Source organism: Methylobacter sp. (assembly GCF_004322395.1).
GTDB lineage: Bacteria > Pseudomonadota > Gammaproteobacteria > Methylococcales > Methylomonadaceae > Methylobacter_A.
Genome location: NZ_SCTW01000102.1, coordinates 18804 through 43306 on the forward strand (window position 1 = coordinate 18804; position 24503 = coordinate 43306).

General features: G+C 47.4%; 22 protein-coding genes and 1 tRNA gene. 6 read left to right on the forward strand and 17 right to left on the reverse strand.

Going from position 1 to position 24503, the window contains the following annotated elements:
- The first annotated feature begins 13 nt into the window (after nucleotides 1-13).
- Both EPO18_RS14165 and EPO18_RS14170 read left to right on the forward strand, forming a co-directional pair.
- A complete protein-coding gene (locus EPO18_RS14165) occupies nucleotides 14-1270 on the forward strand; it encodes an AAA family ATPase (RefSeq protein WP_292434277.1) in 1257 nt (418 codons plus the stop codon).
- Nucleotides 1271-1272: 2 nt separating this feature from the next.
- The gene (locus EPO18_RS14170) at nucleotides 1273-1902 is read left to right on the forward strand and encodes an RloB family protein (RefSeq protein ID WP_292434279.1); all 630 of its coding nucleotides are present in this window, start codon (nucleotides 1273-1275) and stop codon (nucleotides 1900-1902) included.
- Nucleotides 1903-2000: 98 nt separating this feature from the next.
- Here EPO18_RS14170 and EPO18_RS14175 read toward each other — a convergent pair whose 3' ends face one another.
- From EPO18_RS14175 to EPO18_RS14250, 16 genes are all read right to left on the reverse strand, one after another.
- Nucleotides 2001-2378, reverse strand: coding sequence for a rhodanese-like domain-containing protein (locus EPO18_RS14175; RefSeq protein ID WP_292434281.1), 378 nt, complete (start codon nucleotides 2376-2378; stop codon nucleotides 2001-2003).
- Nucleotides 2379-2751: 373 nt separating this feature from the next.
- Nucleotides 2752-3831, reverse strand: a complete 1080-nt coding sequence (locus tag EPO18_RS14180; protein WP_292434283.1) for an aminoglycoside phosphotransferase family protein — start codon at nucleotides 3829-3831, stop codon at nucleotides 2752-2754.
- Nucleotides 3832-3915: 84 nt separating this feature from the next.
- Nucleotides 3916-4122, reverse strand: a complete 207-nt coding sequence (locus EPO18_RS14185; RefSeq protein WP_292434285.1) for a SlyX family protein — start codon at nucleotides 4120-4122, stop codon at nucleotides 3916-3918.
- A gap of 7 nt (nucleotides 4123-4129) precedes the next feature.
- Nucleotides 4130-5509 carry an oxygen-independent coproporphyrinogen III oxidase gene (gene hemN / locus EPO18_RS14190; protein ID WP_292434388.1) on the reverse strand — a complete coding sequence of 460 codons (1380 nt, stop codon included), beginning with the start codon at nucleotides 5507-5509 and terminating at the stop codon, nucleotides 4130-4132.
- Nucleotides 5509-6837, reverse strand: coding sequence for a c-type cytochrome biogenesis protein CcmI (ccmI, locus tag EPO18_RS14195; protein WP_472850902.1), 1329 nt, complete (start codon nucleotides 6835-6837; stop codon nucleotides 5509-5511). Before ccmI ends, hemN begins: the two co-directional genes overlap by 1 nt.
- A complete protein-coding gene (locus tag EPO18_RS14200; RefSeq protein ID WP_292434286.1) occupies nucleotides 6834-7340 on the reverse strand; it encodes a cytochrome c-type biogenesis protein in 507 nt (168 codons plus the stop codon). The genes ccmI and EPO18_RS14200 overlap by 4 nt, the downstream gene beginning before the upstream one ends.
- Entirely contained in the window at nucleotides 7340-7870 is a 531-nt protein-coding gene (locus EPO18_RS14205) for a DsbE family thiol:disulfide interchange protein (protein ID WP_292434287.1), read from the reverse strand. The genes EPO18_RS14200 and EPO18_RS14205 overlap by 1 nt, the downstream gene beginning before the upstream one ends.
- Nucleotides 7863-9815 (reverse strand): heme lyase CcmF/NrfE family subunit, encoded by a 1953-nt coding sequence (locus EPO18_RS14210; RefSeq protein ID WP_292434289.1) that lies wholly within the window; start codon nucleotides 9813-9815, stop codon nucleotides 7863-7865. Before EPO18_RS14210 ends, EPO18_RS14205 begins: the two co-directional genes overlap by 8 nt.
- Nucleotides 9815-10261, reverse strand: a complete 447-nt coding sequence (ccmE, locus tag EPO18_RS14215; protein ID WP_292434291.1) for a cytochrome c maturation protein CcmE — start codon at nucleotides 10259-10261, stop codon at nucleotides 9815-9817. Before ccmE ends, EPO18_RS14210 begins: the two co-directional genes overlap by 1 nt.
- A gap of 3 nt (nucleotides 10262-10264) precedes the next feature.
- The gene (gene ccmD, locus EPO18_RS14220) at nucleotides 10265-10423 is read right to left on the reverse strand and encodes a heme exporter protein CcmD (protein WP_292434293.1); all 159 of its coding nucleotides are present in this window, start codon (nucleotides 10421-10423) and stop codon (nucleotides 10265-10267) included.
- Nucleotides 10423-11184 carry a heme ABC transporter permease gene (locus EPO18_RS14225; RefSeq protein WP_292434295.1) on the reverse strand — a complete coding sequence of 254 codons (762 nt, stop codon included), beginning with the start codon at nucleotides 11182-11184 and terminating at the stop codon, nucleotides 10423-10425. Before EPO18_RS14225 ends, ccmD begins: the two co-directional genes overlap by 1 nt.
- Nucleotides 11185-11311: 127 nt before the next feature.
- The gene (gene ccmB / locus EPO18_RS14230) at nucleotides 11312-11986 is read right to left on the reverse strand and encodes a heme exporter protein CcmB (protein WP_292434296.1); all 675 of its coding nucleotides are present in this window, start codon (nucleotides 11984-11986) and stop codon (nucleotides 11312-11314) included.
- The gene (gene ccmA / locus EPO18_RS14235) at nucleotides 11986-12609 is read right to left on the reverse strand and encodes a cytochrome c biogenesis heme-transporting ATPase CcmA (RefSeq protein ID WP_292434297.1); all 624 of its coding nucleotides are present in this window, start codon (nucleotides 12607-12609) and stop codon (nucleotides 11986-11988) included. The genes ccmB and ccmA overlap by 1 nt, the downstream gene beginning before the upstream one ends.
- Before the next feature lie 15 nt (nucleotides 12610-12624).
- The gene (rlmB, locus tag EPO18_RS14240) at nucleotides 12625-13371 is read right to left on the reverse strand and encodes a 23S rRNA (guanosine(2251)-2'-O)-methyltransferase RlmB (RefSeq protein ID WP_292434299.1); all 747 of its coding nucleotides are present in this window, start codon (nucleotides 13369-13371) and stop codon (nucleotides 12625-12627) included.
- A gap of 154 nt (nucleotides 13372-13525) precedes the next feature.
- Nucleotides 13526-15748 carry a hypothetical protein gene (locus tag EPO18_RS14245; RefSeq protein WP_292434301.1) on the reverse strand — a complete coding sequence of 741 codons (2223 nt, stop codon included), beginning with the start codon at nucleotides 15746-15748 and terminating at the stop codon, nucleotides 13526-13528.
- An 89-nt stretch (nucleotides 15749-15837) separates the two neighbouring features.
- Nucleotides 15838-17385, reverse strand: a complete 1548-nt coding sequence (locus EPO18_RS14250; RefSeq protein ID WP_292434303.1) for a BTAD domain-containing putative transcriptional regulator — start codon at nucleotides 17383-17385, stop codon at nucleotides 15838-15840.
- 244 nt (nucleotides 17386-17629) lie between these two features.
- Here EPO18_RS14250 and EPO18_RS14255 point away from each other — a divergent pair, with 244 nt between their 5' ends.
- Together EPO18_RS14255 and EPO18_RS14260 are read left to right on the forward strand one after the other, a co-directional pair.
- Complete coding sequence (locus tag EPO18_RS14255; RefSeq protein ID WP_292434305.1) at nucleotides 17630-20317, forward strand: bacteriohemerythrin; 2688 nt, start codon at nucleotides 17630-17632, stop codon at nucleotides 20315-20317.
- A 70-nt stretch (nucleotides 20318-20387) separates the two neighbouring features.
- The gene (locus tag EPO18_RS14260; protein WP_292434307.1) at nucleotides 20388-20615 is read left to right on the forward strand and encodes a 4Fe-4S binding protein; all 228 of its coding nucleotides are present in this window, start codon (nucleotides 20388-20390) and stop codon (nucleotides 20613-20615) included.
- A 300-nt stretch (nucleotides 20616-20915) separates the two neighbouring features.
- Here the strand turns inward: EPO18_RS14260 and rnr are convergent, their stop codons facing one another.
- On the reverse strand, nucleotides 20916-23153 hold the full coding sequence (gene rnr, locus EPO18_RS14265) for a ribonuclease R (RefSeq protein WP_292434309.1): 2238 nt from the start codon (nucleotides 23151-23153) through the stop codon (nucleotides 20916-20918).
- Between the two features lie 256 nt (nucleotides 23154-23409).
- Between rnr and EPO18_RS14270 the strand changes: the two genes are divergently transcribed.
- Together EPO18_RS14270 and EPO18_RS14275 are read left to right on the forward strand one after the other, a co-directional pair.
- Nucleotides 23410-23496, forward strand: a tRNA-Leu gene (locus tag EPO18_RS14270).
- A 565-nt stretch (nucleotides 23497-24061) separates the two neighbouring features.
- A complete protein-coding gene (locus EPO18_RS14275; RefSeq protein WP_292434311.1) occupies nucleotides 24062-24238 on the forward strand; it encodes a hypothetical protein in 177 nt (58 codons plus the stop codon).
- Nucleotides 24239-24503: the final 265 nt, after the last annotated feature.

The following is a 24503-nucleotide window of genomic DNA, read 5'->3' on the forward strand; positions in this document are numbered from 1 at the left end:
ACGAGATTTCTGCATGTTAATCGAGTTCTCTGTCAGCAACTTTCGTTCTTTCCGAGAAAAACAAACCTTTTCCATGGTGGCAGCACCTCACTTAAAAAAAGGCGACAAGGTATTCAAGCCGGTTGTTAAAGGCGAAAAACTCCCTGATTTATTAAAGGTTGCAGCGATTTATGGGCCAAATGCATCAGGTAAAAGCAATTTAATTAAAGCATTTGATATTGTTAGAGATGTTGCTGGACGTCAGCCTAGTGCACAAGCTACACCGCTTCCAGTTTCTCCATTTCGTTTTGACCCTCTGTTAGCTAGTCAGCCTAGCTGCATTGAGCTGCACTTTGTTCATGCTGAGCAACGTTATCAATTTGAGTTGGCTTTGACTCAGCAACGTATCGTCGAGGAATGTTTGATTGCTTTTCCTGCGGGAAAAGAAACTCTGTTGTATAAGCGCCGTCACTTGCCTTCTGGCGACGAATATAGCTTCGGTCCAAAGTTGGAAGGCGGAACGGCTTTGCATGAGCTTTGGAGAAAATCTACAGGGCCTCAGGTGTTGTTTCTTGCGCAGGCCGTGGCAAATAGTAGTGAAGACTTAAATCAATTACGGGATCCATTAAAATGGTTGCAGACAGGGATCATGACTGTTTCTGGAAAAATGGGCAAATGGGCAGTTGGCAGTCAACAGCTTGCAAAAAGGTTTCCTTCTATTGCAAAAGAAATTTCATCATTTCTGCAAGAAGTCGATGTTCCTGTTAGTACTATTCGCTTTGATCAGGTAGACTCAGACGCATTGGAACAAGCTCAGGAAGATTTATTACCATTACCTGATGAAAACCCCAAAAGCCGAACTATCCTAACTCATAAAACTGCGTTAGGTGAAGCCGATTTTGATTTCAAAGAAGAATCTGAGGGTACTAAAAATCTGATCGGATTTTGGTTTCCTTGGAGTGTTCACAGTCGCTCAAAGCTTACCAATGAAAGTCGTACTCTAGTGGTTGATGAGCTGGACAGCAGTCTTCACCCTGAGATTGTCGTCTCTTTGGTAAAAAAACACCTTCAATCCGATTTGCCTGGACAACTTATTTTTACCACACACGACACTCATTTGATGGATGCCAAGTTGTTGCGTCGCGATCAATTCTGGCTTACCGAGCGCGATGTTAACGGTGCTACGCAATTACGTTCCATCCATGATTTTGAAGGGCGCGAAGGTGAAGACCTGGAAAAACGCTATTACGAAGGACGCTACCGAGGACTTCCTATTTTGCGAAAAGGCTGAATATGGCGCGTAAAGCTGATTCCTTCGGTCGCTCAAAACCTCGTTTTAAACCGCAACCTACGGTATTGGTCATTTGCGAAGATAGTAAGTCTGGAAAACGCTATCTGGAAGATGCGAGCCTGTATTTTCGGGTCAATGTATTGGTGGAAATTACCCATTGCGGGAATACCGATCCGAAAGGAATTGTTGCTGAGGCAATTAGTCGCCAAAGAAAATTCGATCACGTTTTTTGTGCGGTAGATAGAGACACTCACGAAACTTTTGACGAGGCGCTGAACTTAGTCAAGAGCTCCCAAAAAATTAAAGTCATTGCTTCTTATCCATGCTTCGAATTCTGGCTATTGCTGCACTTTCGTTACAACCGCAAGCCCTATGCTGTGGCTGGAAAACACTCGGCAGCAGATTTGCTTATCAAAGACTTGCGTAGTCATCCGGGTATGGAAAGCTACGAAAAGGGCAAAGATTTAAGTATCTTTAGCTTGCTACTAAATAATGGATTTTCCGAAGCACGTAAAATAGCTCCTAAAATTCTTGCTGAAGCCATAGCGAGTGGAGAAATGAATCCCAGCACCAGACTGCATGAATTGCTCAATTTCTTTGAAGGACTTTCTTTGCCCCAACAAGTCGAGTAGTGTGGTGCGCATCTCGCCCCTTTTTAACACTGTTGGTATTCAGTGGAGCTCTTAAATAGTGCATGGTGCGAACCTACAGGACTAAATAGCAAAATTACTTACTCAAAACCAAGCCCCGCTTTTCTCCAAGCCTTGGCTCCGCCTTCGAGATTGGTTAAGTTACTGTAGCCTAACTCATGCAAAGACCTTGCCGCAGAATTCCCCATCGGGCCGCTTTCGCAGTACACATAAATAGGCGTATTTTTGTCTTTGGGAAGTTTGTCTTGGAATTTCTCGATTTCGTTGTAGGGAATAAAAAGATCGGTGCCTTTTATATGTTTCTGTTCGGGCGTATGAACGTCGACAAGGAATATATCCTCGCGTTGCGTAAGTTGGCTTAATTCGGCCGGAGTTATAACTTTCAGGTAATCCGGCTTTTGAAACGTGCAGCCATTCAGGATGAAGATGAATATTAAAACGGCAAATTGCTTTTTCATAGCTAAGACCTCAGTGCTTAAAATGTTTTCAGCTAATCTACGCAAGCGGGGCCAGGGTTTGCAACTAATGCCGTTAATTTAAGCGAAACGCCCCCTCTCCTGCTGGAGAGGGTCGGGGTGAGGAGAATAAAAAGGCAAAAAAGCTTTATTTAATCCCCTCATCCTAACCTTCTCCCTGAGGGAGAAGGGACTGCCCATCCTTAACTTAACGGTAGTGGGTTTGTAACTTCGGTTCTAATGTTTCCGCAATACCGGGAACAAGGTGGTTATACTGAAGCAATGCAAAATGTTTCGGATGGGGCAGAACCGACGCATGTACACAACATAACGTTTTATCGGTGTTTATCCGTGCAAATCTGCGGCGAACTAAGCTTTATATCGGCAACGCAGAAAAAGCATCCAATTCCTCTACAGCCGTAGCCGTCCGGCGTATCAGCTCCAGGTTGCAATTCAAATTCATCATGCCGCCCACGGCAAGCGTGACTATCATGGCCTCGAAACCATAAACAAGATGAGCGCGGTAGCGTTGCTCTAACGAGGTGTTTTCAACATCGGTCACGCCATTCTCTTCCAGCGTTTGAGCGTATTTGACCAGCAGTTCCCCTTCGTAAAGTCTGCGCGTTTCTGCACTCAGTGCGGTCGACAGAAAATAAGCCACATCGCTGACGCCTTCGCCGATGCGGACCAGTTGCCAGTCAAGAAAACCAACCATTGATCTGTTCTTGTTCCAGAATAAATTGCCGGGATGACAATCGTGATGAACCAACGTTTTGGAAGCTTCGGAAAGGAAGCGCATCGCTGCCCGACGATGCCGCGCATAATGAATGGCAGGAGCATGCAGAACGGAAGGTATGTGGTCTCCGGCCAGCCGTAAACCGCGTTTCATCAACGGTACCGCCAAAGCCGTTCCCAGCGCATCTTCCAAAAGCCGGATCGGTCCCGCCAACCAGCGGTATTCGGGATCGAGATGCACGTTATTCCAAAACCGCGCATGACTACAGGCAAGTTGTTCGATAACCAAAGTTGCCTGCTCAAGCGTCAACGTATCGCTGGCGGCACTGGGAATACCGGCGAATTCCGCAATGTCGGCAAGCACCAATGTCGAACCACGGCCAAACCGGCTTTGCGCCGCCAGACAAACCGGTTTGCTAAGGGGGACAGCCTCCGCCAACTCGTTATAGAAACGCACTTCGGTCTGTAGCAGTCGCGGTAAAGTCGTAATCATCCTCGCCCGCCATTTCAATGACGGAAGTTTTACAAACCACCGGCTCGGCAAGGTGGCCGGACCATTATGTTCGACAGCGACACAAACCCGCGTTGTCGTCCCTACGTCAACGGCAACAACATCCACTTTGGCAACCACAGCGTTGATATCATGTTTATCAACGACTTGCTGAGCCCAAGCAACTGTTAAATCGCCAGGTTGGCGTGCGAGAATAGTTTGCTTCATCATTATTTATGTCTGATTTTTTGACACTATCTGGAATTGATTTGAATTCTGGAATTGATTTGAATTATAGCTGTGTTATTGCAAAGGCTAATAATGCGGCGGCACTTCATCAACATTTTCGCCGATCCCGCCTTCAACAGACAAGCTTTTAATACGCTCGTTGAGCATTTGGCAGGTGGCTTCCAAACGGTCTATCTGTTGCTGCTGGCCAGAGACTATTTTGTTCAATTCTTGCAGCAAATCTTCCTGATAAGCGGCTTTTATTTCCAATTCGATGATGCGTTCGTCATTCATAGGGAGCTTAAATAACTTTTGAGAACTGTTGTTGCTTTTGCGCCAGATACTTGTCGAAGACCATGCAGATGTTGCGGATCAACAAACGGCCTGCGGATAAAACCTTAATGCCTTGTGCCGACAGCATCAGCAAACCGTCGGCTTGCATCGGGGCTAATGCCTCAAGTTCCTTGGCAAAGTAATCGCTAAAGTTAATGCCGAATTGCTGTTCGATAGCGGTATAAGTCAAATCGAAATGGCAAATCAGTTGGGTAATTACAGCGCGGCACAGTTTGTCGTCGTCATCCAGTTCGACGCCTTTAAATACCGGCAATTGTCCTTGGCCGATCAGCTGGTCGTATTCGTCCAGCTCTTTGACATTCTGGATATAGGCATCGCCTACCCGGCCGATGGAGGTAATGCCCAAGCCCACTAGATCGCAATCCGAATGCGTGGAATAGCCCTGGAAATTGCGGTACAAATGTCCCTCGCGCTGGGCGACGGCGAGTTCGTCATCGGGTTTGGCGAAATGATCCATGCCGATATAAACGTAACCGGCTTCGGTAAGCCGTTGTCCCACCATTTGCAAAATAGCCAGTTTGACGTCGGGCGTCGGCATATCGGAATCGTTAATTTGGCGTTGGGTTTTAAACCGTGCGGGCATGTGCGCGTAATTAAAAATCGAGAAACGATCCGGTTCTACAGCGAGAATTTTGTCCAAGGTCTTGGCAAAGGTATCTACCGTTTGCAGCGGCAAACCGTAGATCAAATCGATATTGGTCGAACGAAAACCTTCGGCTCTAGCTGCTTCTAAAACGCTGAATGTCTGTTCTTCGCTTTGCAGGCGATTGACGGCTTTTTGCACAGCCGGATCGAAATCCTGCAAGCCCAAACTGACCCGGTTAAAGCCCAGTTCGCGCAATTGTTTGATGGTCTGGTCGTTGGTTTCGCGAGGATCGACTTCGATTGAATATTCGCCCTTGTCGTCATCCCTCAAGTGGAAATGCTGACGGGTTACCGACATCAGCGTTTTCATTTGCTCGTAGCTTAAAAAAGTCGGCGTGCCCCCGCCCCAGTGCAATTGATTGACGACCCGGCTGGAGTCGAACAAATCGCCCTGCATCGCGATTTCTTTGCACAGATTCGCCAAGTACGGTTCTGCATGTTTGCGATTTTTGGTGACGATTTTATTGCAGGCGCAATAAAAACAGACGGTATCGCAAAACGGGATATGAAAATACAGCGATAGCGGTCCACCAGCGGCATTGGATTTTGCGATGTGTTGGCGATATTCCCGGTCGCCGAAGCCCTCATGGAGTTCCAGCGCGGTTGGGTAAGAGGTATAACGCGGACCGGCCTTATCGTAACGGTTGATCAGGCCCAAATCGAATTTTATAGATTGATCCATCATTTTATTTGGCTATTGATGACTATTTTATGTGGCTCTTTATCGGTCAAGGCAACCTGCTCGATAACGCCGATCAAATCGCCGGGCTGTTGCATTGCATCGCCGGATTTGGAAACGCGGGCCAGCAGTTTGACTTGCTCGAAATTCGATAATTTCATGGTCGGCATCATCGCCATCGCATCAGTCAAACTGACGGTTAACGGCAATTCGGAAACCTGTTTTTTTACGATAGCCAGCGGCATTTTGGGGCCGGATAAGGCTTGGGCATAAATAAAAACAGTGTCGTTAGGATTGGCTGAGTTTTGCAACTCGGGCGCTAAACTTACCTGAACATCGATGCTTGCTGCTTTAACCGGCTGTGCTGGTTTTGATTCTGCTTGCGCAGTAGCACCTTCCGGTATTTGGGTGGCAAGTTTAGCCAGCAAGCCTTGTATTTCCTGCTGAGCTTCCGAGCCCGGCGGCAATTGCGCTTCAAGTTTTTTCCATAAACCCATCGCTCCGACAAAATCGCCTGTTTGCGCTTTTGCCATGCCGCCCAGCCACAGGCCGGTCACGTTATTGGGTTCCATCGCCAAAGCTTTAAACACCAGTTCTGCGGGTTTTCCGGCCAACTGTTCATTACTGGCAAAAGCTAAAGCATCGGCATAAAGCAGCATGATTTCCGGCTTATCGCCTATTAGCTTATAAGCGTGTTCAAAAGCTTCGACGGCTTTAGGGTATTGCTGCAAGTATTTGTAGGAGCGGCCTAGCATAGTCCAGCCCAACGCATCGTCCGGCTGTTTTTGCAGGCGCTCGGCAAGCCCGGCAACCATATTGTTAATTTGTTCCATTTCGGGCATTGCTTGATTTGCCGCCGCAGGTTGATCAACTTGGCTTATTAACTGATAGTTGCCTAATGACCAATACAGTGAACCGGCAACCAAAGGGATTGCCAGAACCAATACTGTTGCCATCCACCGGCCTGATGATTGCGATGTTTTTACTTGGCTTTGTATATCGAGGTCATCGCTTAAAGCCAGTTCAAGCTCGGCTAGCTGTTCATTATAAAGTTCCTGGCTTAATGCGCCGGCTTGCAGTTGTTCTTTCAACTCGGCCAGCCGCTGCCGGGCAATGGCGATATTGCGCTGGTCCTGGTCTGCAAATCCCCCCCTGCCCCCCTTTTCCAAAGGGGGGGGTAAGGAATCCGTAGTTTCCTCTTGACTAGTGGTAGAACCTTCTCCCCCCTTTAGCAAAGGGGGGCCGGGGGGGATTCTCCACAACGGCGGCAGCACAATCAGGAAAGCGATCAAGATCATCACGCTGGCAATCAGCAAAAATAGCATATTCAAAACTGATCACCTTTTTCCAGTAAGCTGCGGATTTTTTGCTGCTTTTCAGCGCTGATTTCAACGGTTTCAGCGGTCTTTTTTCGCCGCGTGAACAAGAACACTGCGATCAAGCCGATTAACAGGAACAGCACCGGCCCTATCCACAGCAGGCCGGTTTTGAGTTTAAACGGCGGGTTGTACAAAACGAAATCGCCGTATCGGTCGGTCATAAACTGGGCGATGTCTTGTTTAGATTTGCCTTGTTGCAGCATTTCGTAGACTTGTCTACGTAAGTCCGCAGCCAGCTCTGCATTGGAGTCGGCGATGGTCTGGTTTTGGCAAACCAGGCAGCGCAATTCCGAAGTCAGGTTTTCGTAAGCTTCTTGTTGCTCAGGATTGGCAAACTCGCGGTATTCGACACCGGCGCAAGCTATGCCGGACAGTACCAGCAGGAAAACGACTGCATGGATGCAGGAGGTAGAGCAACGCAGGGAGCAGTTGCCGATAATAGATAAACGTTTCATTAATTTTCAGCCTGTAACTTGGCGATCAAAGGCAGGAAAATTTGCTGCACATCTTCAGGCGTAACCGGGCCGGTATGCTTGTACCGGATCACGCCCTGTTTATCGACGACGAAGGTTTCCGGCACGCCGTAAACGCCCCAGTCGATGCCGATGCGTCCGTCCTGATCCATGATGCTGACATCGTAAGGATTGCCCAATTGCGCGAGCCAACCTAAGGCGGCTTCGGGCTCATCCTTGTAATTCAGGCCGACGATAATGGCGGCTTTTTGCTGGGCCAATTGGTTCAGTATCGGATGCTCGGAGCGGCACGAAGCGCACCAGGAAGCCCAGACGTTAAACAGCCAGACTTTGCCTTTTAAATCGGTCTGGGATAATTTTTCAGTAGGTGCCTGAAGCTTGGGTGCAGAAAATGCCGGAGCCGGCTTATCGATCAACGGCGATGGAATCTCATTGGGATGAAGGTTTAAGCCCAAAGCCAGGAATACCGCAAGGACGATAAATAATATTAATGGAAGGATATACTTAAGCATTAACCGGCACCTTTGCAGATGTTATTTTATATCGTCTGTCGCAAGCGGCAATTAAACCGCCCGCCGCCATGAACAACGCGCCGAGCCAAATCCAGCGGATGAATGACTTATAATAAATTCTAAGGCTCCATGCGCCTTTATCACCCAGCGGTTCTCCTATAGCAACAAACAAATCCCGAAACAAGCCGGCATCGATAGCAGCTTCGGTCATCGGCATTTTTTGCACCCGATACACCCGTTTTTGCGGTTCCAGTTTGGCAACTTGTTTGCCGTCGTAACTCACAGTCACAAACGCCTGTTCGGCAACATAGTTAGGCCCTTGGGTTTGTTTGACGCCGTGGAATTCAAAAATATAACCGGACATGTCCAGTTTGTCGCTGGGCGCCATACGCACATCTTTTTCGACGCTGTAAACGGAGGTCAGGGTAATACCGACCACAAATACCGCAATGCCCAGATGCGCTACGGTCATGCCGTAAAAACCGGCCGGCACGGTTTGCAGCCGTTGCCATGAGAATCTTTGCGGCCCCATGCGATCGACAAAAGACAGCGCAGTTATCGCAACCGTCCATAATGCCAAGGTTAAGCCCAGTACCGCGCCCCAAGAATAAAACGGCATCAGCAACGGCATCAGCAAACCGCCTGCAACGCAAGCTAAAACAATCCAGCGCACCCGTAACGCAATTGCGTTGATATTATCTCTCTTCCAGCGCAGCAATATGCCCAAGCCCACGGCAATTGCCAGAGGAGCGGTTAACGGAATGAACACGGCATTGAAATACGGAGGGCCGACTGAGATTTTGCCCAGTCCCAACGCATCTATTACCAACGGATACAATGTTCCCAGCAAGATACTGGAAGCGGTTACCACCAGCAGCACGTTGTTCAGCAGGATGACCGATTCTTTGGACACCAGTTCAAAGGTCGCGCTGCTTTTGACGTAAGGCGCTCTTATCGCGTATAGCAATAATGAACCGCCAACCACGACGGCTAGAAATACCAGGATGAATAAGCCACGTGCCGGGTCGCTGGCAAATGCATGTACCGAAGTCAGCACGCCGGAACGTACCAGGAAGGTGCCGAGCAGACTTAACGAAAACGCAAAAATCGCCAGCAATACCGTCCAGGTTTTAAATACACCGCGTTTTTCAGTAGCTGCCAACGAATGAATCAATGCGGTACCAACCAGCCAGGGCATGAATGAGGCGTTTTCGACCGGATCCCAAAACCACCAGCCGCCCCAGCCCAGTTCGTAATAAGCCCACCAGCTGCCCAGAGCAATACCGATGGTTAAAAACATCCATGCGATGTTGGTCCAGGGTCTTGACCAGCGCGCCCAAGCCGCATCCAAACGGCCTTCAAGCAACGCGGCAATCGCAAAAGCAAAGGCTACCGAAAAGCCGACATAACCCATGTAAAGCATCGGAGGATGTATCGCCAAGCCCGGATCTTGTAACAAGGGGTTCAAGTCGCGTCCTTCGATTGGCGCAGGGAACAACCGATCAAACGGATTGGATGTCAGTAATAAAAACAGGATAAAGCCGATAGCGACCAAGCCCATCACACCTAAAACCCGAGCAACGGTAGTGTCTGGAATATTTCGGCTGAACAACGCAACCAAGCCTGTCCAGCAGGATAAAATCAGCGCCCAAAGCAGTAACGAGCCTTCATGCGCGCCCCATACGCCGGAGATCAAATACAAAACCGGCAATGCGGTATTGGAGTTGCTGGCGACATAAGCCACGGAAAAATCATGAGTTAAAAACGCATAAGTCAGGCAAGCGTATGAGATCGCCATGAATAACAGTTGCCCAAACGCGGCGGGTCTTGCTACAGCAATCCAGCCGGATATGGATCGGGAAGCGCCGATAATAGGTAATATCCCTAAAATAACGGCCATGCATAAGGCCAGAATCAGCGAAAAATGTCCGAGTTCTGCAATCATTATTTTTGGCCTTCAACTGGCGCTGGTTGGTTTTTCAAACTGCCTTTCACTTCCGGCGGCATGTAGTTTTCATCATGCTTGGCCAGCACTTCTTCGGCGATAAACACGCCTTGTTCGTTTAACTTGCCGTGCGCAACGATACCTTGGCCTTCCCTGAACAAGTCCGGCAGGATGCCCGTATACTCAACCGTTACATCTTTGCTGAAATCAGTTAGCTTGAAGCGCACCATCAGGCCGTCATTCGGCCGTTCTACAGAACCTTTAATGACCATGCCGCCTAGTCGGAATAAAGTATCTTTCGGCGCTTTGCCTTCCACGACATCAGTAGTGGAGAAAAAGTACATCAAATTTTCATTAAACGACTTTAGTGCAAACCCTGTTGCCAAGGCTGCGCCGAGCACCATCAGGCCGATCAGTATTAAACGCTGTTTTCTGGCTGGTTTCATAATTTACTGCCGTTTTTGTTTGAGCGCCAAAGAACGTAAAAACTGTCTGCGCTGCACAACGGGAATAATAATATTTGCGAGCAGCACGATTAAGGTCAGGCCGTAAGAGGTCCAGACATAAAAGGCGTAGCCGCCCATTGCGAAAAATTCCTGCATAGTCATTATTTAGACTCCGAAATCATGTTCTTAACCCACTGCGCATTACGTTCGCGCAGCAACAATTCGGTACGGGCCCGCTGCAACATCGCGATCAGGTAATAAAACTTGAACGATATAGCCATCAGCAATAACGGGATCAGCATGCTGACATGGATCGACGGCTTATCCATTTTCGTTACCGTCGGCCCTTGATGCAGCGTATTCCACCACTCGACCGAGTAATGAATAATCGGGATATTGACTACGCCGACCAGAGCTAAAATAGCCACGGCCCTGGACGCGGTGCGCTTGTCGTCTATCGCGCCGTATAGCCCGATGACGCCGAGATACAAAAACAACAATATCAACTCCGACGTTAACCGCGCATCCCACACCCACCAGGTTCCCCACATCGGTTTGCCCCATAGCGAACCAGTCACCAACGCAATAAAGGTAAAGCTTGCGCCGACCGGCGCGCTGCTGATCGCCACAATCTCCGCCAGTTTGATGCGCCAAACGAGGCCTATTCCGCCTGCAACAGCCATGACCATATAAATAAATAGCGACATCCAGGCGCTAGGCACATGAATATAGATAATGCGGTAGCTGTCGCCCTGCTGATAATCCGCAGGCGCTAAATACAAGCCGCCGTAAAGGCCGGCGGCTGTTAGCAACAGAAAAATAACCACCAGCCATGGCATCAGCCGCTCGGTGAACGAGTAAAAATGCGGCGGAGACGCCATGCGGTGAAAAAACCGAACTACGGGATCAGGAATTAAAAACATAGAAAATCAGGCGAAAGGTTCAAAACTAAAGATATATGGGCAGTCTGTTTTTAAGCAAGTATTTAGTCGACACCGTCAGCATTTATTCCAGGTCGATAATATTGATCGATTATTCTACGAGATATTATCAATTAATACTCATTTTTAATGCTGCGGCTACCGGCAAAGGCGCTAAAACCAAAGCCATCAATAAAATAGAAATCAGAATATTAATTTGCGCATCGACAGGCAACCCACCGCTTGCCATTTGCACTGCATTACCGGCAAAAATCAGTACCGGAACATATAACGGTAAAACCAGCAGCGACAAAATCATGCCGCCCCGGCGCAGACCTACGGTTAGCGCGACGCCAATGGCGCCTATCAGGCTTAATACCGGCGTTCCAAGCAACAAGGTCAGCAACAAAATTCCCAGCGAATGATTGGGCATACCTAAAAAAACCGCCAGCAGCGGCGCCACAATCAGCAATGGCAAACCTGTCACCAACCAGTGAGCGATAATTTTAGCCAACACCAACACCGAGGCCGGATGCGGGCTTAATAGCATCTGTTCCAGTGAACCGTCGTCAAAATCCGAACGGAACAGGCTATCCAAAGACAACATCGCCGCCAGTAATGCGGAAACCCAAATAATACCCGGCGCAATGGCTTGCAATAAATGCGGCTGCGCACCGATCCCCAAAGGGAACAGAGTTATCACCAGGATAAAAAACAACAATGGATTAGCTATTTCCGAACGACGCCGTAAAGCCAAAACCAAGTCGCGCCGAATAACGGCAAAAAATGCGTGAGATAAAGACATCAGGATAAATTAATACGCTGGACATCGACATCATGCAAGGCTATGTCATGATGTGACGTAAGAACAATCATTCCGCCATTAGCGCAATGTTCGGTCATTAAAGTTTCGATAAGGGCAATGCCCTGTTTATCTAATGAAGTAAACGGCTCATCCAGAACCCATAACACATTTTCGGTAATCAACAATCTGGCTAAAGACAGCCGTCTTTTTTGGCCCGCCGATAAAGCCTGAACGAGGACATCGTCATAGCCTGCCAAATGAACTTTGGCTAAAGCCTCATGAATGGAATATTGTCCGGGGCTACTCAAAGCCAAGGACATTTTTAAATTTTCCAGCACCGTCAGTTCTTTTTTAATGCCATCCAAGTGGCCGACATAAGCCATTTGCGCATAAAACTGACTGTCTTTTACCGCGTCGCCGCACCAGAGAATATCTCCGGCGTCCGGTTCCCGGAACCCGCACAAAATGCGCAACAACGAAGTTTTGCCGCTGCCGTTTTTGCCTTCCAGTAATAAAATTTGCCCTGAGACCAATTCAAAAGCCAGCTTTTCAAACAGCACCCGGTCATCGCGAATACAGCTTAAACTCTTGCCTTCAAGAGAATGTGTCGATTTTGTTTGCATTATTTATAAGGTAAATCAACCGGCAAGCGATCGCTGCCGCACGGTTTCATAAAGCAGTACACCGGTTGCAACCGACAGATTAAGGCTTTCTACCCGGCCCAGCATCGGCAGCTTAACCAATATATCGCATTGTTCCTTGGTCAACCGTCTTAAGCCTTTACCCTCAGCGCCCACGACCAAAGCCAACGGCACCGTAAAGTCGGTTTGATAGGCGCTCTGCGTGGTTTCGCCGGCAGCGCCCATGACCCAGATGCCTTGCTCTTTAAGCCAACGCAAGGTTCTGGACAAGTTAGTCACCTGATAAACCGGTACCGTTTCAGCGGCGCCGCTAGCCACTTTACAGACTGTCGGGGTAATTCCGGTGGCGTTATCCTTGGTGATAATCACGCCGTGCACGCCGGTAGCGTCGGCGGTTCTAAGACAAGCGCCGAAATTATGCGGGTCCTGGACATTATCCAATACCAAAAATAAAGGCGTTCCCGACAGCGTTAAGACCGCGTCCTTTAAGTTGCTTTCCGATAATTCGCCGGGCATTTCAACTTCAACAACAATACCTTGATGGTTGTTGCCTTCCGCAAAACGATCCAGCTTTTTCCGGTCGGTTTTTTCCGGCTCTATGCCCAGATCCAATAAATCCTCGACCAACTGAGCTAAGCGTTTGTCTTGTCTTTGGCCGTCAATCCAGGCCTTATTGATCTTTTTAGGGGAATAATCTAAAGCCGACTGTACCGAATGTATGCCGTATATTTTGCTTAAATTCATTGATTGTGGAATATAAGAAGCTCTTGTTTTGAATGTAGAGTTTTTGTTAAGTATTAATGGCGCCGAGTCAGAAACATCACAGGCTAATGCCTGCAACGATGCACCCATCCAACTCTGCCGTAAGTCGGATAACGATAGCCTTAAGATAATTATATCAAAGATTTATTAAACTAGCGGCTTCTTGAAGATCGTGGCTATCGAAGCCCTCGGTGAACGTATTATAAATTTCCTCCAGCATATTCCGTGCATCTTCGCGCTTGTCTTGATGCCACCATAACCGCGCCATACTGATCGCCGCTCGCAGTTCAAGGAATTTTGCGCTTTGCCGGCGGCTGATGGCGATTGCCTGGCTGAAACACGCTTCGGCTTCTTTCGTGTTTGACTCGGAAGTTCCCAGCAGGCACACGCCTTTGAGCCGATGAAGCTCGGCTGTGAAATGACTGTCGCCAGTGGTTATCTCGTCTGCCTGTGCTTCCGCGAGTAGGCTGAGTGCTTTATCGTACAGTTCCAGATGTATGTAGGATTCGATCAGCGCGGACAGAAAAATCACCGAAATTCCCCCTATTGATGCTTTCATCCTGGTTATGCTCGACTGAAGTTTAGCGATACCGATCTCACTGTGCCCATGCAAGACAAGCGCCCAACCGTGAGCCATTTCACCGGCAGCCAGCCAAACGGAAAAGTCGTGCTGTTGTGAAATTGCGATAGTCTCTAAGGACAAGGACAAGGTTTCCGTGGACTTGTTTGACCAACGATGCAGCAAGGTAGCAAAGCAAAGCGCTAATGCAAGGGTATGAGGGTGGGCTAACTCTCGGGCATGACTTAACATCTGTTCGCAAACATCTTTTGCCTGATCCGGGAAGCCACGAAAATAGAGGGCCCAGGACAAATATGCCGAGCAAGATACGGACAAGTTTTCGCCGAACTGCTCCTGCAACATCTGATGCTGTTCCGGATGATAAAGCGTAATAGCTTGTTCGGTGTGGGCATGCGTGGTTTCGAACTCACCTACCCAGAAAGCTGAGTCAGCGATGATATAGTGGGCCGCCTGTTTTTTCAGCGGGTCGTCATGCGCCATGGGCAGCAAATGCATTGCCGCCTCAGTCACACCATAAGAGCCGACGCTCGCAATGGTGTTTATCAGCAGCGCCCAACGCGCCAAGAACAGTTCGGAACTATTGTCTACCCGCTCACTCAAAGCGGAAATGCGCGCATTAGTCTGCGTGGCTTCTTCTGAACCGTAGCCTTTTGTGGCATACAACACTGGACAGAGACTGACCAGTATTTGGAATTCCGTACAGTCCCTGTCCGGATCCGAAGGCAAACTCATCAGGAGTTGCAAGCCGGAATTGAAATGATCTATCGCCTCCAGGTTGGCTGAGTTCCGAGCGGCTCGTTGCCCGGCTTTGATCCAGTATTCGATGGACTGCCGTATTTCCCCGCCATAGAAAAAATGCTGGGCCAAAAGTTCCGGTTGGGTTGTGACGACATCGGGGAAGTCGGTTTGCAGTACTTGTGCGATACGTTGATGTACTGTCTGCCGGACAGATTTGGTTTGAGATTGATACGCAGCTTCCTGAATCAAAGCGTGTTTGAATTGTTTGGTTGTTTCATTGATATTCAATATCAACCCGGTATCTTGTAATGTACTTAAATGAAGTTCTAAGGTGTGATAATTGCAAAGCGATATTTTGCGTAACAAATCCAAATTGAACTCACGCCCGATAATGCTGGCAAGCTGCACAATAACTTTTGAGCTACCCAAGTTATCTATACGCGCTGCCAGAAGATCGTGCAATGTTGTTGGAAGGTTTGCCTGATTGTCGAGTGTTGTAATTTTTACTATCTCTTCAATAAACAGCGGTATGCCGTCGGCACGTTTCACAATACGGCGGAGCGTCTCTGTCGTAATATCCCCAGATAATGAAAAAGTCATTTGGGCCGCTTCATCCATGGAAAGCGGAGCAAGCGGAAGCGTTGAGATACGGGCACTCTGCCAAGGCGGATCAAATTCTGGTCTGGCAGTGAATATCGCTAAAATACTCCCGGTTGTTTGTTGCTCAACGAACTGGGTTAGAAATTCGAGCGTAGAGGGATCGACCCAATGTAAGTCTTCGACGATAAACAACATAGGCTGTTGCTGTGAAAGCGCACGCAACATAGTAAGCAGGATGGTTATAGTCTTTTCTTTCAGAGTTTGCTGCGATAAAGCGGGGATACGGTGATGTTCGGGCGGAGTCAGGGAAAGCAGATTGCAGAGTATGGAGACGGCCTCTTGCGTCCATGAAGGATAATAAACCTCACCATAATTCAACATTTTGCCGAACTTTATATCAAGCGCATCATCGGGCTCGAAGCCCATATTAGCTTCGAGCATCGCGATCAACGGATGAAAAGGCGACTTGCTAAATTCCGGAAAACAGCGGAATTCCCGTATAACGTGCGGCTTGTCGGCCAGCTGTTTTTTTATGCGGTGTAGCGGCGAGACTTGCCTATGCCCGCCTCGCCTTGAACCAGCACAACATTATGTTCGCCTTGCACGGCTTCTTCCCATAACCGCATAAGTTTGGCGACTTCGGCTTTGCGCCCGACCAATGGAGTTAACTGCGTCACCGCTTCAAAGCGGGGGCGCGCGCTGCTTTCCTGCATCACCTTGAATATTTCCAAATTTTGTCCAAAGTCAGGTAAATATTGGACGCCAAGACTGAGGCAATCGAAATACCCGGCCACCATATCATAGGTATCCTTACTAATAATCACCTTGTTGTATCTGACAAGACGGCGTAGCTGGATAGCTAGCTTTGAGGTTCTACCGGTAATGTCGGGTATAGACGAGTAACCCTCGGTGATAATCAATCCGGTGTGGATGGATGTACGAATATCAATATTCAGGGTAGCTTCGCGTGTAATTGCCAAAGCTGCCCGCACGGCGCGATGGGCAGCATGTTCATTGGCTTTTGGATAACCGAAATAAGCCAGCAATCCGCCGCCATGGGTTTGTACGATATGCCCTGAAAACTGCTGGATTATTTCCGCACAGTAGGCCTGAGATGGTCCTAGTAGCTCCATCGCTTCATCGGGGTCGCCAATCGCCGAGATTATCAGTTCGCAGTACAGCACGCTCACTTGGCGTCGCTCTTTTGCTATGATATTTTGTTGTTTCGGACTGCGACGATCTGTTCTACGTCGTTCTTCATTAGAGATTGGAATAGTTCGCGGCTGCGGTATTTCCACCGGAATATCCGGCGATCTGTGCCTTAAGACGCCATTTCGGATTTGTTCGGCAAGCTGCTGGGTCTTCTTGTCGGGTAATACGCCCAACTCATTTTTCAGCACACGGCAGCAGATTTCATACTGCTTCATCGCCGCACGGTTCTGCCCACTCAACGAGTATAGAGACATCGCCATGCGATGGGCATCTTCGTCCCAAGGTTCAAATACTGTACGGCGCAAGACGTAGTTCAGTGCGGTGCTGTAATCGCCCAATGCTTCGTAGTAGTTAGATACTTGTTCAAGTAGAGCTAGAGCTCGAAGATGCAGCGATTCACGCTGTACCTGAACCCAGTCTTCGAAATCGGGGCAATCAGGCAATGAAAGGCCTTTCAGGAATTCACCTTGGTACAGGGCAATGAGCTGTTGCTTGTTATATAAATCAGTGTCGCAATTATTCTGTGGAGTTGGAATCAGTTCGGTAAATTTTATCGCATCGACATAGATACCAGGCATAAAGCGGATGGTGTGCCTAGTGGATGAGAATATGGTTTGACCGGTGGGCGCTTCCAAGATATTGCGTAACTTTGACAAAGCACGACGTAAATTATCCCGAGCGGTTTCAGGGAGATTATCCGTCCAAAATAGCTCGGACAAAAACTCCCGGCTGTGATCCTTTCCTTGTTCGACTGCAAGATAGGCGAGTAATGCCCGCATCTTCTTGTAAGAGAAACCATCGATTGTTTTACCATCAAACTGAACATTAAATCCGCCCAACAACAATATTTTTAAGTCTTTGGGCATAGGTAAAAAATATCTGGGGGTAATTAGACGGTAAGTGGACGGTATTAGTTTAAGTTTAGATCTAAACCGGTAAGTAAGAAATTAATTACTTCTCATATTAGAGATTAGAAACCGAATTAAAACAAATTTTGATACGCCTTTGTAAGTTACGACTTGCGCCAATATTTACTCATCTAGTTGTTTTATAAAACTAATACAAAATCCACAGCATTTATCCCATATATTAATCTTTAGGTTAACCGATATGTATTCAGTTGAAATTTTTCCATGGAATAAAAATTTCGAGGTTGGAGTGCCACTGATCGATGAGCAGCACCAAAGGTTGGTTGAGTTATTAAACGTGTTAGCCGGTCATCTGATTCATCAATCGGATATGCCAACTTTAGCTAATGTTTTCAATGAACTATTCGAGTATACCGTTTACCACTTTCAGGCAGAAGAAACAATTTGGCATAAAATTTTTCCTGAAGATATTTGGGAAACAAACCATAAAAGCGATCACAGTAAATTTCTGGCTAAAGTAAACTCAATAATGAGTGAGCAAAATATTATCCCGTCGGAGCAAGTGATTGAGGAAATCCTTAGGTTTTTGACCCAATGGTTGGCTTTTCACATTCTGGATACCGATATGCGGATGGCTAAGGTACTGCTGGCAGTGCAATCGGGCGTACCGTTAAACCAGGCAAAAGTGCAAGCCGATAAGGAGATGCGTGGCGCAATGAGAGTGTTGATTGAAACCATGCTCTCCATGTTCGATGCGCTTTCTTCACGCACCGTACAGCTGGCTAGAGAGGTGGTCGAACGTAAGAAGGCCGAGCAGACTAATCAAGATATCTTGAATCGCCTCCAGAAAATTGCCGGCCAAGTGCCGGGACTGGTTTTTCAATTTCAGTTATTTCCCGATGGCCGTTCTTGTATTCCTTATGCCAATGAGGCTATTCGCACTATTTACCGGGTTAGTCCGGAAGATGTCAGCGAAGATGCGAACATAATATTTACGTTTTTGCATCCGGATGATCTAGAGAACTTCAAGACTTCCATTAGGGTATCGGCACGAGACTTAACGCCATGGAATTTGGAATACCGTTTGAAATTTAACGACGAGTCCGTCTGCTGGTTATTCGGCAATGCATTACCCCAGCAGCAGACGGATGGCTCCGTACTGTGGCACGGTTTTGTTACCGACATCACCCAGCAAAAGCAGAATGAGATAGACCTTCGCATCGCCGCCACCGCTTTTGAATTACAGGATGCGATGTTGGTCACCGACGCGGACAAGGTCATCCTCAAGGTCAATCAGGCATTTACCCGAATCACCGGTTACAGCGCCGAGGAAGCCATTGGTAAAACGCCTCATATGCTCAGTTCCGGACAGCATGACAAGGCATTTTTTGCCAACATGTGGGAGACCATCAATCGTACGGGCGCATGGCAGGGCGAAATATGGAATCGGCGCAAAAACGGTGAAATATACCCCGAATGGCTTATTATCACGGCAAGTAAGGAGCCTTATGATCTGAATCGGCGAGTCAATAATTACGTTGCCTCGTTTTCCGACATTTCCTCACGCAAGGCTGTCGAAGATGAGATCAAACAACTGGCTTTTTATGATCCGCTGACCCAGCTTCCTAATCGCCGGCTGCTGCAGGAGCGGCTCAAACACGGCATCGAAATAGACAGACGCGACGGCAAGCAATTAGCATTACTGATGCTTGACCTGGATCGCTTTAAGGTAGTCAACGACAGCTTTGGGCATTTGGCTGGCGACGAGTTGCTGCAACAGGTTGCTGTACGCATCTTGGCAAGGCTACGTGAAGTAGACACGGTGGCGCGTCTGGGCGGTGATGAATTTGTCGTATTGCTGGAGGACATTTCTCATCCGGAAGATGCGGCCCGGGTGGCTAATGAAATCATCTCTTTTTTAAGCAAACCTTTCCAATTAAATCAAAACAACGAAGTAAGTATTGGCGTCAGCATCGGCATCAGTCTGCACCCGGAACACGGCGGCGACTATGGAGTGCTTATGAGCTGCGCCGATTCCGCGTTATATAAAGCTAAGAAACACGGTCGTGGCTGCTATGCCTATTTTTCTGAAGACTTGACGCTAGCCGCTCGTGAACGTATTTCATTGGAAACCCGATTACGGCGGGCGTTCGAACAAGGAGAACTGTGCGTTTTCTACCAGCCGCAAATAGACATAGTCAGTGGGCGCATCATTGGCGCCGAAGCCTTGGTGCGTTGGTTGGACCCGGTAGAAGGGCTGATTTCACCGCTACGCTTTATCCCCATTGCTGAAGAAACAGGGCTGATTTTTGAAATTGGCGCATGGGTATTGCGCGAGACCTGCCGACAAGGCCGTCAGTGGTTGGATGCTGGTTTTCCGCCGCTAACCTTGGCTGTCAATGTTTCTTCTCAGCAGTTCTGTCGCGGCGATATAAGTACTCTGATTGCTGAGGCACTGCGTGAAACAGGATTTCCGGCCGAGTACCTGGAATTGGAAATGACGGAAAGCGGGCTGATGGAAAACCTGGATAATGTTACCGAGCTTTTGCATAAGCTACGCTCTCAGGGTGTTCGTCTCGCCATTGACGACTTTGGCACAGGCTTTTCGTCGCTGGCTTACCTTAAGCACTTTCCGCTGGATATACTAAAAATCGATAAACGCTTTATCGATGACATTCCTCATCTGCAAGATGATATGGAAATTGCCGCCACCATTATCGCCATGGGCCATATTCTGGGCTTTAAAGTCTTAGCGGAAGGCGTGGAAACTATGGCGCAACTGAAGTTCTTGCAGGAAAAAGACTGCGATATCTACCAAGGTTATCTCACAAGCCCTCCGTTAAGTGCGGAAGCGTTTGTTGAGCTATTACATGATCAAGCGCTTAGTTATGAAACTATTTATCCAAGTTTGATTGAGGAAACTTCATAGTTACATGTGAGATCTTGACCCTGAACTTGTTCATCAATATTTAATTAACAAATTTAGCTGAAACTAAAGTATGACCCTGATTATTAACGAAGATAAGTGCGCGCGATGCGGTGTTTGCGATGCCGAATGCCCGTATGGAGCTATTGCTCAGACTGAAGACGCTTATGTCATTGATCCGGCATTGTGTACTGGCTGCGTATGTTATGGGGCTCCCCTCTGTGAAGCAGCTTGTCCAAATGACGCTATCCACAAAACCAAAGACAGTTTGTATAAAAAGTGTTTGGGATTATTTGGTTGAGCAGATTTATTGTTCACTAGGTAAGCGCTGATTAAATCCTTCGACAGGCTCAGGACGAACGATAAGTTGTTGATTCCGTTCGTGGTGAGTCCTTCGACTGTACTCAGGAGAGCCTTGTCGAACCATGAATGGAATCAATTTGTTCAGCGCTTCCCTAGCACTCTTAAGCTCAACGGATAAATACAAAAAAAGAAGACAGCTCATGCAAATCAAACAGAAATAAATCCGGTAGCAGATAAAATCCGTATTTTGCATTCTCTTGTGATTTGTCATAAAGAAATGATCTGCCCCAACTGCGAATCATTTTTTACGGCGTCTTTTTTTAGGTTTATTCATCGCGGCTTGTTTTTTCGCCAGCTCAAAATCAATCTTCTTCTCGTCCAGATCGACACGAACAACGCTGACTGTGACGCTATCGCCCAAGCGATAATTAATGCCGGTACGCTCACCCCTTAACTGGTGACTGGTTGCATCGAAATGAAAATAATCCTGCCCCAGATTGCTGATATGGACCAAGCCTTCAACATAGATTTCGTTTAGCTCGACAAAAAAGCCAAACGAGGTGACCGCTGAAATAATACCGGGAAATTCTTCGCCGACCTTATCCATCATATATTCGCATTTGAGCCAGCTCACGACATCGCGCGTGGCGTCATCGGCGCGCCGTTCATTGGCGGAGCATTGCTCGCCCAGCACAACCATATCGGGGATTCCATAGTAGAAGCTTTCCACCGATTTGCCTTGCAAACAATGCCTGATAGCACGATGCACCAATAAATCAGGATAACGACGGATGGGCGACGTGAAATGCGCGTAAGCTTCCAATGCCAAGCCGAAATGGCCTTTTAACTCGGGACTATAGACAGCCTGCGACATCGAGCGTAACAATACAGTCTGGATCAAATGCGCATCGGGCCTGTTTTTGATGGAATCGATCAGGTGCATATAATCCAGCGGCGTCGGTTTAGCGCCTCCGCCTAAGCTCAAGCCCAGTTCGCCAAGAAAGGTTTTCAGGTTAAGCAGCTTGTCGGCGCTAGGGCCGTCGTGTATCCGCAGCAGCTTGGGCATTTTTTTATGATTTAAAAAACGTGCGGCCGCCATGTTCGCGGTGATCATAAACTCTTCAATCAATTTGTGCGCATCGTTACGCACCACCGGAACTATTTTTTCAATTTTACGATCTGCGCTGAAAATAATCCGGGTTTCCTGCGTGTCGAAATCCATCGCGCCGCGTTGCTCGCGGCTCACCCGCATAACTTTGTAAAGCGCGTAGAGTTCCTGTAAATGCGGCATCAATAGTTTGTATTTCTTAGCGAGTGTCTTGTCGCCTTCGACAAGCATAAGTGCAACTTCGGTGTAAGTCAGTCTGGCATGAGAACTCATCACCGCGTCAAAAAAGCGTGATCGCGTCACTTGGCCTTGCTCGTTGATAAGCAGCTCACTGACCATGCATAACCGATCTACATTAGGGTTAAGCGAACACAGGCCATTGGATAAAATTTCCGGCAACATCGGTATAACCCGCTCCGGAAAATATACCGAGGTACTGCGCTTTTGAGCTTCTTTATCTAATTCCGAATTAATCTGCACATAATGCGATACATCGGCAATCGCGACTAGCAGCTTCCAGCCTTTAGGTGTCTTCTGGCAATAAACGGCATCGTCAAAATCACGGGCATCTTCGCCATCAATGGTAACCAATGGCGTTTTCCGCAAATCGGCTCGATCTTGTTTTGCCGCTTCCGGCACCTCGTTTTTAAGCGGTTTAATTTCTTTCAGCAGCTCATCAGGCCATTGATTAGGCAGTTCGTAGGAACGGATCGCCATTTCGATTTCCATTCCCGGCGCCATATGTTCGCCCATGACCTCGATGATTCGGCCAATAGGCTGGTGAAGCTTGGTCGGTTGCTCGACAATCTCAGCGACGACAATCTGTCCTTGTTTTGCTTTGCCCGCGCCGCCTTTTTGAACCAGAATAGTTTGCGCGATGTTCTTGTTGTCAGGCACCACGTAAATAAAGCCGTCCTCCTTATAAAGTCGTCCTACAACCTGGTGGGTGTTTCTCTGTAGAATTTCAACGACCGCTCCTTCCCGTCGGCCTTTTTTATCGACTCCGGCAATACGCACCAGCGCCCGGTCATTGTGCAACAGAGGATTCATTTCTCGGGGCGATAAGAACAGGTCATCCGAACCGTCATCCGGCTTAAGAAAACCGAAACCGTCTGCATGACCAATAATGCGGCCGGCAATTAAATCCTCATTATTAACCAGGCAATATTTTTTTCCTCGGTTAAATAATAATTGCCCATCCCTTTCCATAGCCCGTATACGGCGGCGTAAGGCTTCTAACTGATCTTCGGTTTCAAGGGAAAACGCTTCGGCTATTTCTTCGCGGCGCAAAGGTTTTCCAGCGTGTTCGATTAATTGAAGAATTAATTCGCGGCTGGGAATGGGGTTCTCATATTTCTCGGCTTCGCGCTGAGCATATGGATCTTTTATTGAATTAAAATCAACGTTTTTTTTAGACTTCAATGTCATTTAAATAATTAAAATTGAAAAGAATGGATACAATAAACATATCTTAGTATATAGGTTTAGTATATCGATTTAGAATTGAAAGAAAAAAGCTTTTGGTCGTATACAAAAAACCGCATTCTTCACTGTAGACACTGTGGAAACTAGCGCCACCATGCCTAACCCGATCATTTAAGTTTAGATAAACTTACGCTTAATTGACAAAATTAAAGAGGATGGGTATAGTGCGCGCTCACTTTAGCTTTTACGGCTATCCTCTGCCGAGGTGGTGAAATTGGTAGACACGCCAGCTTCAGGTGCTGGTGGGGGCAACCCCGTGGAGGTTCAAGTCCTCTCCTCGGCACCATTCAATTATATCCTCTTCTTATTGATTTGACCCGTTTTTTAAAAAACGAGAAGAACAAATTTCTCTGTGTTACATATAACATATCGCCCCTTCTCCCTCAATATCTTAATAACACCATCAAGTCTATTACTACAGACCATATTTCCATCATGCTGAGGCCTTTATAAAGCTTTGTGCTGTTTGATCTCCTTGATCTCCGAAAAATGTAATCCACGTAAGCCCAAACCGAGGACTATTTTGCGATTACGCTTTCTCTGACTGACAAATGCAAATTACGGATAAATTATGTTTTTTTTCATGAGCTTACTTTGCTCGACAAAGACTGGATAGCATAATTTTCAAGCATATATTCAAAAGTTTACGGGTTCGCCTGAATTTTCAATTTTCGCAGCTAAACAAATTGATTTTTATGAGAAAGTCGTGACTAAAGCGTCTAAGTATTCGGCGATATACCAATGTTCAATTATTTGCCCTAACGTATATTCATGGCAAAAGACCTCAGTAAGCAGAACGCACTACGCATATGAGGGTCAACATGGGATTTTACGAGATTGGAGAATTGACTATGACCTCTAAAGAATTAACCATGCAAGCATATGAACTCTACTACATAATTAGAGTACAAAAACATTGGGCTCCAGAGCGTTCAGTTCATAAGAAGCGTTTACATTTTGTAGGACTTCGAGCCTTTAACAGATATATACGACGTCAAAAAGCTGAACAAGCCCAAAACGACATTTAATTATATTCCCACACTGGGATCACACTCTTTTCACAATATTTTAATTGTGCGCCCTTAGTATAGCTACATCAGCTTACCGGTATTAGAGCCGGAAGCCCTGCCTACCCATCCTAACTTTTGCATCAATCTCTGAACCAGCTTGCGATCACTTTCATATCCTTGGTTACTTCCAGTACTGCCTTGTTTTTTTCATCCCTGTAGAAATCTTCCTTAGTTTTCGTTTATTTCCCATCTCTTATTTTCCGGCAGGCCGTAGCTTAAACTA